Here is a 15,680-nt window from a genome sequence, read left to right on the forward strand (position 1 = left end):
CAAGTTTGGTATCCGGATCTTTCCACCATTTTTCCCAGTCACCGGTAAACTCGCGGGTAGCTGAAATATAACCTATCGGAGCATCGAACCAGACGTACAGCACTTTGCCTTCGGCATGGCTGAGGGGAACAGGAACACCCCAGTCGAGATCGCGTGTAACGGCACGTGGTTTAAGACCCTCATTGATCCACGAGGCACATTGACCGTAAACATTGGTCTTCCAGATGTCTTTTTTGCCTTCGAGTATCCACTTTTTCAGCCAGTCTTCGTACTGATTGAGTGGCAGATACCAGTGTTTTGTCTTTTTCAGTACCGGTTTTGATCCGCTTAATACACTTTTCGGGTTGATAAGCTCGGTCGGACTGAGGGAGGTGCCGCATTTTTCACACTGATCGCCATAAGCTTCCTGATATCCGCATTTCGGGCAGGTACCTGTAATATAGCGGTCGGCCAGATACATTCCGGCTTCTTCATCATAAAGTTGTTCGATGGTATCTTCAGTAAAAACGTTTTTTTCATGAAGTTTTCTGAAAAAAGCCTGTGCGGTTTCGTGGTGGAGCGGCATGGATGTACGGCTGTAGATGTCAAAAGAAATTCCAAAATCGAGAAATGATTTTTTGATCATTTCATGGTATTTGTCGACTATCTGTTGCGGGCTGACCCCTTCCTGACGGGCTTTGATGGTGATGGGAACCCCATGCTCATCTGATCCGCCAATAAATATAACCTCTTTCCCATTCATTCTCAGGTATCTGACATAAATATCAGCGGGAACATAAACGCCTGCCAGATGTCCGATATGTACCGGCCCGTTGGCATAGGGAAGGGCTGTGGTTACTGTGTATCTTTTCGGATAAACCATCTTTGTTAATTAAAAAACTTACATTTGTTTGCCTTGCAAAATTAAGAAAATAATCAGATTTACCGATTTTTATGATACGTCCGCCTGTTTTAAAAGAAAATGATGCTATCGGAATAGTTTCACCTTCAGGGAAAATTTTGCCTGAACTTGTGCTGAATGCTGCTGATGTATTATCAAAATATGGATTTTGCGTTGAAACAGGCAAATATGTTTTTAATACTCATCATCAATTTGCCGGTACTGACGGGGAAAGACTCGAAGATTTTCAAAGAATGCTTGACGATCCTGAGATTAAGGCAATCTTGTGCAGCCGTGGAGGCTATGGAGCGATCCGGATTATTGAAAATCTCGATTTTACTTCATTTTGTAAAAAACCAAAGTGGATAATTGGATTCAGTGACATTACAATTTTCCATGCCCATCTGAATAACCGGCTGAATACGATGAGTATTCATGGCCCGATGACCAGAATGATTGCAGAACAACCTGATAATGAGTCGGTCAGGTTTTTAATGGCTATGTTAAAGGGAGAAAAATTAAACTATTCAATTCCGGTTCATCCATTCAACCACAAAGGTGAAGTTATTGGAAAACTGACAGGTGGAAATCTGGCCATCTTAACCAGCCTCATCGGAACTCCCTGTGACTTCAATCCGGATGGAAAAATTTTGTTTATCGAGGATATTGGCGAATATCTTTATCGCATCGACCGGATGATGTGGCAGTTAAAACTGTCCGGTAAGCTGAAAGGATTAAAAGGCCTTATTGTGGGACAATTCACCGATATGAAAGACAACAATATTCCATTTGGACAGACAGCTTATGAAATTATTGCCTCTCATCTGAAAGACCTTGATATTCCTGTTGTTTTTGGTTTTCCTGCGGGTCATGAGGAAGTCAACTGGAGTTTGACATCAGGAGCAAATTACCGTCTGCAGGTGGACAGCGAAAAGGTACAACTGGAGGAAATTCAGGATACAGATATTTAACCTGAATTTTATAATTATAAAAATCAGTAATTTTGAACAACAAAAATAAAGTCTTTTGTTCATCAGGTTAAAGACATATTTTCTGATTCTTTTTTTTACGCTGCTTTATCATTTTATTTTTTCACAGGATGTTCATTACAAACATTTTTCGATAGAGAGCGGACTTCCGTCTTCCAGTATATATGATCTGTACGAAGACAAATTCGGCTTCCTTTGGTTTGCCACCGAAACAGGTTTATGCAAATTTGACGGAATCAAATTTGAAAATTTTACCATTTCAGATGGAATACCGCAGCTTCCTTTTGTACGGATTACGCAAACTGCTCAGGAAGACCTTGTGTTTATTTCCCGAAATGGATTAATCTATCTTTATAATTTTCAGCGCTATATCTTGCATCCTCAAAGTTTTCAGCTGAGCAAAATGCTTGAAAATGAAATCATTGATAATCTTGTCTGCGGAGAAAATAACATTTTTTATGCTTCAACTTCAAAAGGAAATGTTTTTAAAATAGAAAAGGACAGGATTATTCAGATAAATCGTGCTCCTGCTTCATCAAACCTGCTTTTTTTCATGCTGAAAGGCCGGCAATATTTGTGGGGCAAACTGAACGAGAGGAATACCCACTTAAAGGAAGAGCTGAATATTATTCATCAGGGGGATTCATTTATCTTTAAACTTCCATTCAGGATTGATGAACTGAATCACAAAAATTTACAGTTAATCAGCCTGAAGCGATCCGAGTTGATGATTTCAATAGAAAACAGATTTTATCATATTGGTAGCTACAGAAATTATGTGCATTTTTTTAGAAATCCGTTGAATGGTATTTTATACGACAAATCAGGAAATGTCTGGATTTCAGAGGCGAACAATGGATGTTATTTTTATCAGGATGGAAAATTACAGGAATACCCCGAACATTTTTTGAAAGGGAAAAACATTCTTAAAATTTTTCAGGATCATGAAAACAGTTACTGGATAATTGTTGAAAATGAAGGAATTTATTATATACCTTCCATTTCTTTCAGAATATATCCAAATGTGCCATACAATATCGTTTTCATTGATACTTTTAAAAATAACCTGTTTTTTACGACTTATGACAACAAGATATACATGGCCGACAAATCCGGCAATAAGATTGGTAAAATCAGGGAGGTTATTTTACCAAATGACGGCAATAATGACCTGTTTGAAGATTTTCTTTGCTTTTCTGACGGTACTTTCTGGATTCTTCGTTCAAAAATCATAGCCCATCTGGCAAATAAATCGGAGAAGCTGGTGGATTTGATCGCCACTCAGTACAAAATCGATGGCAGCTTCCCTGACGGTAAACTGCGGGCAGTTATTTTGCGAAAGGTCAGGTTTAAAGATTCTCAAATCAGATATTTTTATCCAAAGGGAACTTTCAGAAGTAAACCATTCTCGCTTTTTGAAGATGAGGATAGATTTCTCTGGCTACATACCCTTGGTGGCCTGAACAGTGAAAAAGGTTTTGATATCCGTTATTTTGAAATTGAAAACAAGGATTTTAAAATTGAAACCACGGATTTTGAATTTGCCAATGGTATTAACTGGATTGGAACACGTTATGAAGGCCTGAAAATGATAATGAACACAGGGACAATATTAACTTTTGGAAAAAATTCCACGCTGAACAGCAATTTTATCCGCGATGTGTATATTGACCATGATACCGTTGTATGGCTTGGGACCAACATGGGCATCGACAAAGTTAACCTGACAACTTTACGTGATGTTTATTTTATCATGAATTCCATCAAAAAAGTGGATGGAGTACCCTATCACGAAATCAATGAAATGCTGAGAGACGGAAAAATAATGTGGGCAGGTACCTCGCAGGGTTTGATGTCTTTTTTACCTGAAAGAAAACCTGATTTGATTTATTTTCCGCCTGTCAGGTTTAAGACGATACAAGTCAATGACAGAGATACGATTTTTAGAAACAGTTACGAACTTGAGCATACTCAGAATACCCTGACAATTGATTTTGAATCGGTTACATTCAAAGAAAAGAATATTCTTTTCCGTTACAGGCTGAGAGGTCTGGAAAAAAAATGGACGATAACACGCAACAATTCCATTCGCTTTCCAAAACTCCGCCCCGGGGATTATGTCTTTGAAGTGATGGCATTTTACTCGGGAAACAAATGGCCGGTTAAGGCCCTGAAAATTTCTTTCAGCATTGAAAAACCATTTTATCAGAAATTTTGGTTTAACGGATTGGTCTTGTTTTCTGTCCTGATGATCATTGTACTAATTATCTTCTTGATTGTCAGAAATATACGAAAAACTGAGGAAAGACAGAAAAACCTCCTGATGGCAGAAATAAGTGCTTTACGTTCGCAGATGAATCCGCATTTTTTGTTTAATTCGCTCAATATTCTTCAGGACTTTATTTTAGATGGAAATTTCAGGGATTCCTTGTTTTGTTTAAACGATTTGTCACGGCTGCTCAGAATGATACTCGAGGCAAGCCGCTTTCACCTGATTTTACTGAGCAAAGAGCTGGAAATCATTGAACTGTTTATACAACTTATCCGATTGAGATTTTTAAACGATTTTCAGAGTGAGATAAAATTTGATGGGATTGTACCTCAGTCGGATATTGTGCTACCACCCATGATTATTCAACCTTTTATCGAAAATGCTGTATTTCATGGCTTAAAACTTAAGGAAGGAGATAAAAAACTGCTGATATGTTTTTCAAAAATTAATGACAGGCAAATGATGGTAACCATTGAAGACAACGGAATTGGCAGGGAAAAATCTCAGGAACTTAAAAAAATAAACGGACAAACGCACAGGTCGGTAGGAACCTATAATATTTTCGACAGAATTAAACTGATTAATCAGCTTCAGGAAGAGAAAATTAAATGTGAGATCATTGATTTACATGATGAAAATGGTCAGCCGGCAGGAACAAAGGTTGAATTAATTTTACCCATTTTAATCAAAAAACATGACACAAGATTACAATAAACGGATAAGGACAGTAATCATTGATGATGAGGATCATTGCATTTCTACCCTGTTGAAAATGCTCGACATGTTCTGTCCTGAAATTGAAGTTTTAGGAACCGCAGGAAGTGTGGAAGATGCCATCAAACTCATCAACCGGTCAAAACCTGAGCTTGTATTTCTCGACATCAACCTTGTCAACGGAGATGGATTTACAGTGCTGGAACTGGTTGAAAAACGTGATTTTGGTGTTATTTTTACCACAGCTTTCGATTATTTTGCCATCAGGGCAATTGAATTTTCAGCCTTGGGTTATTTGCTGAAACCTGTTAATTTTAAGGAGCTTGTCAACGCTGTCAATAGATACAAGGAATTCAGGCTTACCATGGAAAAATATGAATTTTTCAAGCAAAATCTTGGAAAAAACCTTGAGCGCATCGTCCTTCCCCGTATTGACGGTTATGATGTGGTTCCGGTAGATGAAATTGTCTTTTGTGAGGGAGTCGATAAATATACTGTCATCAGAATGAAAGACAAAAAGGAAATAACAGTTTCAAAAATGCTGAATGAGGTGGAAGAAGCACTGGAAGGACTTTCATTTTTCAGGATCAGCAATAATGTTCTTATCAATCTGACTTACGTTAAATCTTATGACAGGTCGCGAACGCCTACCATCAGGCTTGAAGGTAATTTTACTTTTGAAGTGGCTTCGAGAAGGAAAAAGGATTTTTTTGAGTCTTTGAAGAAAATAATTCGCTCAGTTTGAAGATTACCTGTTGATAATCAATCGCTTTGAAACAATTCCATTGGCCGTTTCCAAGCTCATATAATAAATACCGGATGGATATTTCCGGCAATCAATTTCCATGTGGTATGTCCCCGGCTCAAATCTTTTTTCAGCATACACTTTGAGGATTTTTCCGGTAGAATTTGAAAGGCTGATTTTCAGCAGACTTTCTTCATCAAGTGTAAAATGTAGTTTGCTAAGGGTGGCAACAGGGTTTGGCGACAGCTCACAATTTTTTACAGAAGATCTAAGTGTTTGAATTTCTTTAATGTAGGATGGATTTTCCTGTATTTCTGTAATGGCGATATACACATCAAGGTCACCATTTCCCTTTCTTCCGTCACTCCAGACAGGGATGCAATAGCCGTTTGTGGAAAGTAACTGGTTGTATTCGCCAATCCCAAACTGATTGTTTTTATACCCAATGGTTTGAAAATCTGTAAATACGGAAGATACATTGTAGTTTTTCGTAAACGTTTCTCCGCCATCAAAAGAATGGGCGACATAATACTGTACGATTTCATTTGAAGAAGCAAAGGTGGAATGGCGTCCGTCATACCATGAAAGGCTGACTACCCCTTGCGGATTGATGCTTAAGGAAGAATAGAACTGTTCGCTCAGGTGTTGTTTATCATCGTCATTGATGATAACCGGTGTTGTCCATGTTGTACCCGTATCGCTTGACCATGTGAGGTAAATATCACTGCCTGTCCCATGATCACTGCTGATACCCGATGCAGTGAAAGAAAGATAAAGCCTTCCTGAATAAGGGGAATTACTTTGGTCAACGGCAAGGGCAGGAGCCGGATAAATGCGGTTGCTTTTAATGCCTGTTATGGATGAAACTTTCTGAATATCTGTTACTTTTTGAGGTACAGAAAAGGTTTCTCCTCCATCTTTTGATATGGAATGAAAAAGGGAATAGACAGACTTATCGTAAGAGCCATAAAAAGTAACATGAACATATCCAAAATTGTCAACCACTATCTGTGAAAACTGTACTTCTGCAAAAGAGCCGGTACTTACCTCGACAGGTGCCGGGATAAAATTCAGGCTATCGGCTGGTTTTCGACTGACCACTATCCGCATCTGCTGATTGGTCATGTCGGCTTTCAGATAGGCAACATAAAGGGTGTTCCTAAAAACGGAATTACTGACATCCGCTGCCATCCACTGTTTGTCGGCAATGATGGGGATGGTGTAAAGAGAAGACCCTGATGAAGAAATGATGGTATAGGGAGTGTTTGTTTTCCATGTTTCCCCACCGTCTTCCGAGTATGCCCATAGCAATGCCCATGAGTAAGAATTAGATCCCTCACTGTAAAGATGTATCCATGAAAAATAGAGTTTTCCGTCTGCATCGAAGGCAAAAACAGGGTCTCCGCCACCTAAAACGGTCCCGGCAACAAATGGAGGCGAGGCTTTCCATGAACTCTGAAGCCATGTTTTGCCAAAATCTTTGGTATAATAGATCGGGAGGGTAAACCCACCTACACTGAGCAGGCGGATAGGAGCAAGTACCCAGTTATTGGAATCAGTTGGATTTATGACAGCATGAATTTCACTTTCAGCAAGGGAGGTGTTGCTTACCTGTTTTTCATTGCCAAGCGAACGGCTGAATTTTGAGGAGGATATAAGCTTATCTTCTTCATTCAGAATATTTTGCAGGCCTGCTTCTGCTTTAAGTTTTTCATTAATGATTTCCTTATATTGCTGAAAAAAATCATTTGCCTGATTTTGTGCCATCACACCGGAACAGCTGATCAGCCAGAAAAACCAGAATATGATGTTGGAATAAATACGCATGTCGATAAATTTAGTGCAAAGTTAGTCAGGAATCTGCGAAATTTGTCCTTTATTATTTTAATGATTGACATGCTTTTATGATAGAAAGTTTCACGGATGAATATTTTATGAAGAAAGCCCTCGAAGAAGCAGCGCTGGCGTATCAGGAGGATGAGGTTCCCATCGGAGCTGTGGTGGTGATGGGAAATACCATCATTGGCAGGGGACATAATCAGATTGAAAGGCTTAATGATGTTACGGCTCATGCTGAAATACTGGCAATAACAGCTGCTTCGGCTTATCTGGGCTCAAAGTATCTGAAAGAATGCAAAATTTACGTAACCCTTGAACCTTGTGTGATGTGTGCTTATGCCATTCAATCGGCTCAACTCCCGGAGATGATATTTGCAGCAGATGACCCCAAAGAAGGGTACCGTCAATTCATCCCCTCCGTAGTCCATGCTCAGATGCTTGTAAAATCAGGTATTTTGGCTGAAAAAAGCTCCGGGCTGATTCTGGAATTTTTTAACAACAAAAGACAGAGAAAATGAAAGATTTTGAGAAAATAAAAACGTTGCTGGCAGGGAAAATAAATATTCTCATCACCACTCATGTCAGGCCGGATGCCGATGCCATCGGTTCTTCCCTTGCATTGTTCCATTTTCTGACTAAATCAGGCTTCCATGCTTCCCTTGTATTGCCAAATGCTCCGGCAGAATATTATCAATGGTTCCCCGGTATTGACGAAGCCTTCATCTTTGATAAAAATGCAGAAAAAATAAAACAGATTGTTTCTGAATCAGAACTGATAGCGGTAGTTGACTTCAGCCAGCTGAGCCGTAATGGTGAGCTCGGGAAACTGATAGCCTCATCATCAGCACCTAAAATTGTCATCGACCATCATCCTGAACCTGAAATGATTTTTGATGCCTATTGCTGGGATATTTCCTATTGTGCTGCCGCAGAAGCAGTGTTTGAACTGCTTGAGTTTCTCGATGAAAAAATGCTGAAAGACAAGATCATTTCAGAATGTATTTATGCAGCCCTGATAGCCGACAGCGGCTCCTTCAGTTATTCCGGAGTCAGCCCGGGCACACATCTGATTGCTGCAAAACTCATGGAAAACGGTATTGACCACAGCCGCCTCGATAAACTTATTTTTAAAAGTTTTACCTCGAAAAGACTGTTTTTCTGGGGCTACTGCCTGTCGGAAAAGCTCACATTGTATTATGACGAGCGGCTTGCCGTCATAGCCGTATCGGCAGAAGAATTCAACCGTTTTCAAACCGATTATACTGATACCGAAAACCTTGTAAATATGCCCATGATGATTGAAAAGGTAAGGGTTTCGGTGCTGATTGTTGAAAGAGGGAAAAAAATCAAGCTTTCTTTTCGCAGCAAAGGCGATATTCCTGTCAATGAAGTGGCAAAAGATTATTTTGAAGGAGGCGGGCATAAAAACGCTGCCGGTGGAGATTCATTGCTAAGTCTTGAAAAGACAGTCGAGCTGGTGGTGGAAAAGGTAAAGGGATTTCTGGAAGGTTTTCACGAAAATTGAGATATAAAAGCAGATGAGCAAAATTTATCAGCTTATCTCAGCACCATTACCGTTCCTTTGAAAAATCTGCGCTGGGTCTGGGTACCTCTCACACTGATATGGAAATAGTATGGTCCGAGTGGAACGACCTTCCCCTCATAAGTGCCATCCCAACTGTTGCGGATGTCGTTGGATTCAAAAAGTTTGTTACCCCATCTGTCGTAAATAACTATTTCATATTCAAGAATGTATAGTCCCTTTATCTCAAATTTGTCATTCAGCCCGTCACCATTTGGAGTGAAAGCATTTGGAACGAAAATATGAAGGGGTGTAGGCAGACAAACTTCATTAGAGGTGGAGGTCTGGCCGTCAGCATTACGCTGGGCAACTACACGGTAGCAATATTCCGACTGATTGAACAGGGTGAGAGAGTCGGCATAGAAAGTGTCGCTTGCAAATACGTCTGATACGTTTTCCCATGCTTTGGATTTATTGTTATATGCCTGAAGTTCATAGCGTTCGATGCCTTGTGACCAGAATTCATAAGGCGTCCAGTATAACACCGGAAAAGTGGCGGTCGTATCGGCCCGCAGGAGCATGGTTTTGCCAATATTGCTGTATTCGCTCGTGTAATTACAGCTGTCAAGCACACTGATCCGGTAGGTATAGGATTTCTGATCCACTGAGACTTTATCGTCTGTGAGGGTGAAATTGTCAGGCGGCAGATTGGAAATTATGCCGAAATTAATATTGTCAGATGATTTTTCGACAATAAATTCTTTTGGCCTTCCGGTGGCAACCGGCAGCCATTCAAGCAGAATTTCTTTATCGTCAACTACTGTTGCTCTGTCGATGATGGTCGGGTCAACGTAGGGATATACGACTACTTTTTTCTCGACTGAATCATAGCAAAGCTGATTGGTGCCTGCAAGCAGCCTGACTGAAAAAGTGCCTGGGGAGGAGAAAATATGAGCAGGATGTTGCTGGGCGGAAGTGTTTCCGTCACGGAAATTCCAGAACCAGCTGGAGACAATTGCCGGACTTCCGACTGTGCTTTTATCGGTGAAATAAACTTCTTCTCCGATACAAGGTGTGGTAAAGCTGAAGTCGGCTTTTGGCATCGGATGGACTTCCATGTTTTTCGAGATGGTGTCGGCACAATTGTAAAACTGTGAAACAGCAATTAACCTGACTGAATAAGTATTGTCTTTATTGTAAGTGTGTGAAGGAGAGGTGTTTGTGGAGGTATTGCCATCACCGAAGCTCCATGAATAATTCATTGTACCGTTGGCCACAGCAGAGGTATTGGTAAAGTCGAACTGATTGCCGGTAAGGCATTGTGTAGCGTCATTCACGGTGAAATCTGCTTTTGGCATCGGCCTGACAAACACCTGTTTGGTCAGCGAATCAGGACAACCCATCAGGGAAACAGCCACCAGCCTGACAGGATAAGTTCCATGGTTGGTATAAACATGAGTGGGGTCATTTTGCCCGCTAGCAGAAGAATCTCCGAAATCCCATGTATAATTAACAGAACCATAAGGAATGCTTGACTGATTGGTGAACACAAATTTATTCCCTCTCAGACATTGGGAAGAGTCGTTCACCAGCCATCTGGCAGCAGGCATGGGAAAGACAATAGCCGAATGAAAAGCAGTATCTCTGCAATTATTGTTCGATACGGCTATCATGCGGATCGTAAAGGTGTCGAAAGTGGAATAAATGTGTGTCGGAGAAGGGAGTGATGAATTTTGCCCGTCACCGAATTGCCAGTTCCAGGTGAGCGTTCCGTAAGGTATTGACGAAAGCTGGGAAAACACAAAATTGTTACCCCTCAGGCATTGTGTGCTGTCATTGATGGAGAATTCGGCTAACGGCATGGGGAATACTTCGAGTGGATGAGCAACCGAATCCTGACAACCCAGGTCTGATTCCACTATCAGCTTAACTGTATAATTGCCATGGTTCTGATAGGAATGAACGGGATCCGGGAGGACGGAAGTATCCCCGTCATTGAAAGACCAGCGGAAATGAATATTGCCATTTGCAATAGATGAGTTGTTGCTGAAAATGAAGCGATTATCAAGAAGGCATTGTTTGTCATTGGCAATAGTAAATGAAGCAGCAGGGGACGGGAAAATATAAACAAAGTGCGAGACAGTGTCTTTACAGCCGAGGTTGGAGGTGGCAATCAGCCTGACCAGAAAGGTATCGTGTGTGGAATAACTGTGAGAAGGATGAGTTAAAGTACTCACGGCACCATCTCCGAAATTCCAGTTGTAATTCATTGTTCCTGAATTAATCAGCGTCTGGTTCGTAAAAGCAAATTGATTTCCGTTGAAGCATTGCTGGCTATCGTTGATGCTGAAAGCCGGAACCGGATTGGGATAGACATAAACTGTTTTTTCGAGGCTGTCGCTGCATCCCAGTCCACTGACTGCAATAAGCCTGACCGTAAAGGTGTCATCGCTCAGATAGCTGTGGGAAGGAGAAACAGAATAGGAACTGTCTCCGTCACCGAAATTCCATGCATAACTCATCTGACCGCTGTTGATAGTTGAGTTGTTGCTGAAAATGAAAGAGTTGTAGTTGAAACACTGTTTGTCGTTGTTGATGGAAAAGGACGGAACAGGTGTCGGGAAAACATAAACTTTTTTATGGATGGTATCTGCACAGTTTAATCCCGAAACGGCTATCATTCTGACAGTAAAGGTATCGTCAGTGGCGTAGCTGTGGGTTGGAGAAGTGAGGACTGAGGAATTGCCGTCTCCAAAGTTCCAGAAATAATTATTGGTTCCGCTGCTGATATAGGTATTATTCGTCAGGACAAAACTATTTCCTTTAAAACACTGAATGCTGTCGTTGATGAAAAAATCGGCTTTTGGCGAGGGGAAGATATAGGCTTTTTTGATGATACTGTCTTTACATCCATGTTGGGAATAAACGATTAGTTTGACTTCGTTGGTGTCTTCCGTAATGTATCTGTAGTCAGGGTTAGGCAGGTTGCTGAAGTTTCCGTCTCCCAAATACCACCAATATTGCAGCTGACCATAAGGGATGGAGGATGAATTAGTAAAGTAGAAATGGTTTTGGTTCAGGCATTGGTTGCTGTCGTTAATGGAGAAAGCAGCTACCGGCATGGGGTGAACGACCACCTGTTGATCAAAAGTATCGCGGCAGTTGAGCCCGCTTGTCGCTATCATTCTGACATTGAAAGTGTCGTAGGTTGAATAGACGTGTGAAGGGTTTTTCAGGGGACTGTTGGTCGCGTCACCGAAAGTCCAGTAGTTACTGAAACTGCCATGTGCAATCCGGGTTGTATCGGTGAAAAGGAAGAGATTGCCCTCCAGACATTGTGCCTGGTTATTGACAGTGAATCCCGCAAGCGGCATCGGGTGGACGAACACTTTTCTGACCAGCGTATCATAACAACCACTATCGCTGAAGCTGATCAGCTGAACGTCAAAAGTATCGTGATAACTGTAGCTGACGATGAAAGAGTCGTTGCTGCCGAAATGTTGTTCTCCTGTGCTCCATTTTCTCGATAAATTGCCCCATGCAATGGTTGAACGGTCAACAAATTCGTAATGATTACCGAGGAGGCACTGAGAGCTGTCGTTGATGCTGAAACGAGCCAGTGGCATCGGGAAAACCTGTACTTTTTTAATCACGCTGTCTTTGCAGCCCCAGTCCGATACCAGTAAAAGCTTAACATCAAAGGTGTCGTGGTTGTTGTAGCTGTGTGAACTATTTGGAGCTGACACGGATGTTCCATCGCCAAAATCCCAGAAACTGGTGAAAGTACCGCTTTTAATAGTACTGACATTTGTAAAATCAAACAAATTGCCACGAAGGCATTGCAGACTGTCGTTGATGTAAAAACGTGCAACCGGTTCCGGATGGACATGGACATAAGTGATTTTGGAAATTGAGTCTTTGCATCCCTTGTCTGAAGTAGCTACCAGTTTAACCACAAAGGTATCAGCATAAGAATAGGAATGAACAGGATTGGTCTGAACCGAGAATGAGGTATCGCCAAAATCCCATAAATAGGTCATGCTTCCCCATGCAATGGTACTGAGGTTGTTAAATCCGAAAGCATTTCCCTCAAAACACTGGGAACTGTCGTAAATGGCATATTTTGCCACAGGCATCGGATGAATGCTGATAGTTTTGGTAACGGAATCACGACATCCTTTTTCTGAGGTGCTGACGAGTTTAACGGTATATGTCCCCGGATTGGCATAGCTGTATTGTGTATCCTGATTGGATGCTCCGGCACCATCTCCGAATGTCCAGCGATAAGTCAGGTCCCCGGCTGTAATGGATGAATAATTCGAGAAATGGGTGATATTATTGGCAAAGCATTGCTCATTGGTGCTTACTCCGAAAGAACTGACAGGCATGTAATAAGTTTGTATGATATGAGCAGAAGTGTCTTTACATCCTACATTGCTGGTAGCTATCAGTCTGACAGAAAAAGTATCAACATAAGAATAGGAGTGAGAAGGAGAGGTTTGAGCGGAATTATTTCCGTCATCAAAATCCCAGAAGAATGATAAATTTCCCCATTTTACCGAAGAAAGATTTGAGAAAGTAAACTGATTCCCGGCAAGGCATTGAGTGCTGTCATTCACAGAATAGGATGAGACAGGCATGGGGTAGATAATACTCGTTCTGCTGAAAGAATCAGAACATCCGAAAGCCGAAGTAACGCTCAGACTGGTGGTCAGGGTGTCATCCGAAGAAAAGCTGTGAGTATTATGCTGAGCGGAAGCAGTAGTGCCATCTCCGTTGTACCACTTATACGATAAAGTACCCCAGTCAATGGTACTTTGATTGGTAAATACAAACTGATTACCTCTCAGACATTGTGTACTGTCGTTAATCGTGAATAAAGCGGCAGGCATCGGATAGACATATACCTGCCGGAATGCTGAATCGGTACAACCCAGATTGCTGGTAGCCAGTAATTTTACAGTAAAGGTGTCGTGGTGGTTGTAACTGTGTGAAGTATTGACTGAATTGTTGTTTTGTCCGTCTCCGAACGACCACTGGTAACTGACATTTCCGCTGTTTATGTTAGTCTGGTTTGTAAATGAAAACACATTGTTTTTCAGGCACTGTGCAGAATCATCGACAGAGAATTCAGCCACGGGATTGGGGAAGACATAGATTGTCTTTGACAGGGAATCTCTGCACCCAAGTCCTGAAACAAGCAGCAGCCTGACGGTAAAGGTATCATCTGAAAGATAAGAATGCGAAGTATGATAGGTCAATGCTGAATCACCATCGCCAAAAGTCCAGTAATTGGCAAAATGGCCTGAATTGATGGTACTGTAGTTGGTAAAACTAAATGAATTTCCGTTAAAACACTGGTTACTGTCGTTAATTGAAAAATCAGGCTCAGGGGAGGGAAATACATAAACTGTTTTGCTGGAAGAATCCATGCATCCCAGATTGGAAACATTAATCAGCCTGACGGTGAAGGTGTCATCATAGGTATATTTTCGGGTAGCGTCTGTTGAGTTGGCTGTAGTTCCGTCTCCGAAATACCATGTATAGGTTTGAGAGCCGGTATGTATGGTTGATTGATTGGTAAAAGTGAAGTTATTTTCATTGAAGCATTGTGCGGTGTCGTTGATACTGAATGAAGATGATGGATTGGGAAATACATATACTGTTTTAGTCAGGCTGTCTTTGCAGTTTTTATCAGAGATGCCGATCAGTTTAACCACAAAAGTATCATCTGTGCTGTAGCTGTGTGAGGGATTTGTGGAAGTATCGGATTTATTATCACCAAACTGCCAGAGGTACTTAAGCGATCCGGAACTGATGGTGGATAAGTTACTGAAATGAAACAAGTTTCCGTTAAAGCATTGTGTACTGTCATCTATAGTGAAAGCAGGAATAGGTGGCGGATTGACCACAATGGTAACCGAGTCAATATTTGAGCAAAGCGGTGCAAACGAAATATCGTCCAGTGCATAATCATTGCCATTGGCCAGGGTGTTCTTATTTACAATAGAAATAGTGGCGGTTGTATTATTTCCTGAGTTCCAGACCACATAAAACTGGCTCCATGTACAACAGGCAGAGCTTGGACTGATCAGATTGCCGATTTGAGTGCCATTGATGTCAAATTTCAGCTCGGCAACATTAGATGAGGTTACGCTTGTAATCCATGTTGAAAAAGCATAATCGGTGTTTTTGGTTACATTAACCGTCTGCGACCAGATTACGGCATTGTTGGAAGTAGAGCCATTAACCACCATCATGTTTCCACTGCCGGAGGTGTGGTCTCCGCAAGATGAAAATGCATAGTGAACAGTGTTGGGATTGTTTCCCACCCAGTATCTTCCTTCCAGCAGCAGGCTGGAGGATGAATAAATATAGGAACTGTTGAATAATGTATCTCCCATGCTGAAATCCCCGTTTTTAATCAATTCATGGGCAGGATTTGTGGCGGTCAGGTAATAAGTAGTGGTGGTCAGCGGAAAGGCTTTCGGATTTGCAATGGTAGAATCGCTGAGTGAGTTTCCCGGATGCCAGCTGTAAATCAGCCCTCCGCTTCCCTGCAACTGTGTGGTATCACGGTAACAAATGGTATCATTTTTCCCTGCATCAACCAGTGGCAATGGATAAACATTCACCTTTGACTGAATGGTGTCGGGACAGCCATATATGTTTTTTCCTTCTATTCTGTATAAAACAGAAGTGTCGGGACTAACGATAAC

The 15,680-nt window shown here is 41.4% G+C and carries 8 protein-coding genes; 5 read left to right on the forward strand and 3 right to left on the reverse strand.

The features are described from left to right. A partial coding sequence (locus GX437_00740; protein NLJ06171.1) for a class I tRNA ligase family protein occupies positions 1-862 on the reverse strand: 862 nt, incomplete at its 3' end. A gap of 71 nt (positions 863-933) precedes the next feature. Here GX437_00740 and GX437_00745 point away from each other — a divergent pair. The 3 genes from GX437_00745 to GX437_00755 are packed head-to-tail and all read left to right on the forward strand — an operon-like array spanning position 934 to position 5,600. Then, positions 934-1,851 (forward strand): LD-carboxypeptidase, encoded by a 918-nt coding sequence (locus GX437_00745; GenBank protein ID NLJ06172.1) that lies wholly within the window; start codon positions 934-936, stop codon positions 1,849-1,851. A gap of 55 nt (positions 1,852-1,906) precedes the next feature. Then, the gene (locus GX437_00750) at positions 1,907-4,855 is read left to right on the forward strand and encodes a histidine kinase (protein NLJ06173.1); all 2,949 of its coding nucleotides are present in this window, start codon (positions 1,907-1,909) and stop codon (positions 4,853-4,855) included. Beyond that, a complete protein-coding gene (locus tag GX437_00755; protein ID NLJ06174.1) occupies positions 4,836-5,600 on the forward strand; it encodes a response regulator transcription factor in 765 nt (254 codons plus the stop codon). Before GX437_00750 ends, GX437_00755 begins: the two co-directional genes overlap by 20 nt. Before the next feature lie 3 nt (positions 5,601-5,603). On the opposite strand, the gene GX437_00760 is transcribed toward GX437_00755, so the two are convergent. Continuing rightward, positions 5,604-7,427 carry a T9SS type A sorting domain-containing protein gene (locus GX437_00760; protein NLJ06175.1) on the reverse strand — a complete coding sequence of 608 codons (1,824 nt, stop codon included), beginning with the start codon at positions 7,425-7,427 and terminating at the stop codon, positions 5,604-5,606. Between the two features lie 77 nt (positions 7,428-7,504). On the opposite strand from GX437_00760, the gene GX437_00765 reads away from it, so the two are divergent. Beyond that, positions 7,505-7,957, forward strand: a complete 453-nt coding sequence (locus GX437_00765) for a nucleoside deaminase (protein ID NLJ06176.1) — start codon at positions 7,505-7,507, stop codon at positions 7,955-7,957. Next, entirely contained in the window at positions 7,954-8,964 is a 1,011-nt protein-coding gene (locus tag GX437_00770) for a bifunctional oligoribonuclease/PAP phosphatase NrnA (protein ID NLJ06177.1), read from the forward strand. The genes GX437_00765 and GX437_00770 overlap by 4 nt, the downstream gene beginning before the upstream one ends. 32 nt (positions 8,965-8,996) lie before the next feature. Here the strand turns inward: GX437_00770 and GX437_00775 are convergent. Then, positions 8,997-15,680: PKD domain-containing protein (locus GX437_00775; GenBank protein ID NLJ06178.1), on the reverse strand; the 6,684-nt coding region annotated here is incomplete at its 5' end.

The organism is Sphingobacteriales bacterium, from assembly GCA_012517435.1.
Classification (GTDB): Bacteria; Bacteroidota; Bacteroidia; order CAILMK01; family JAAYUY01; genus JAAYUY01.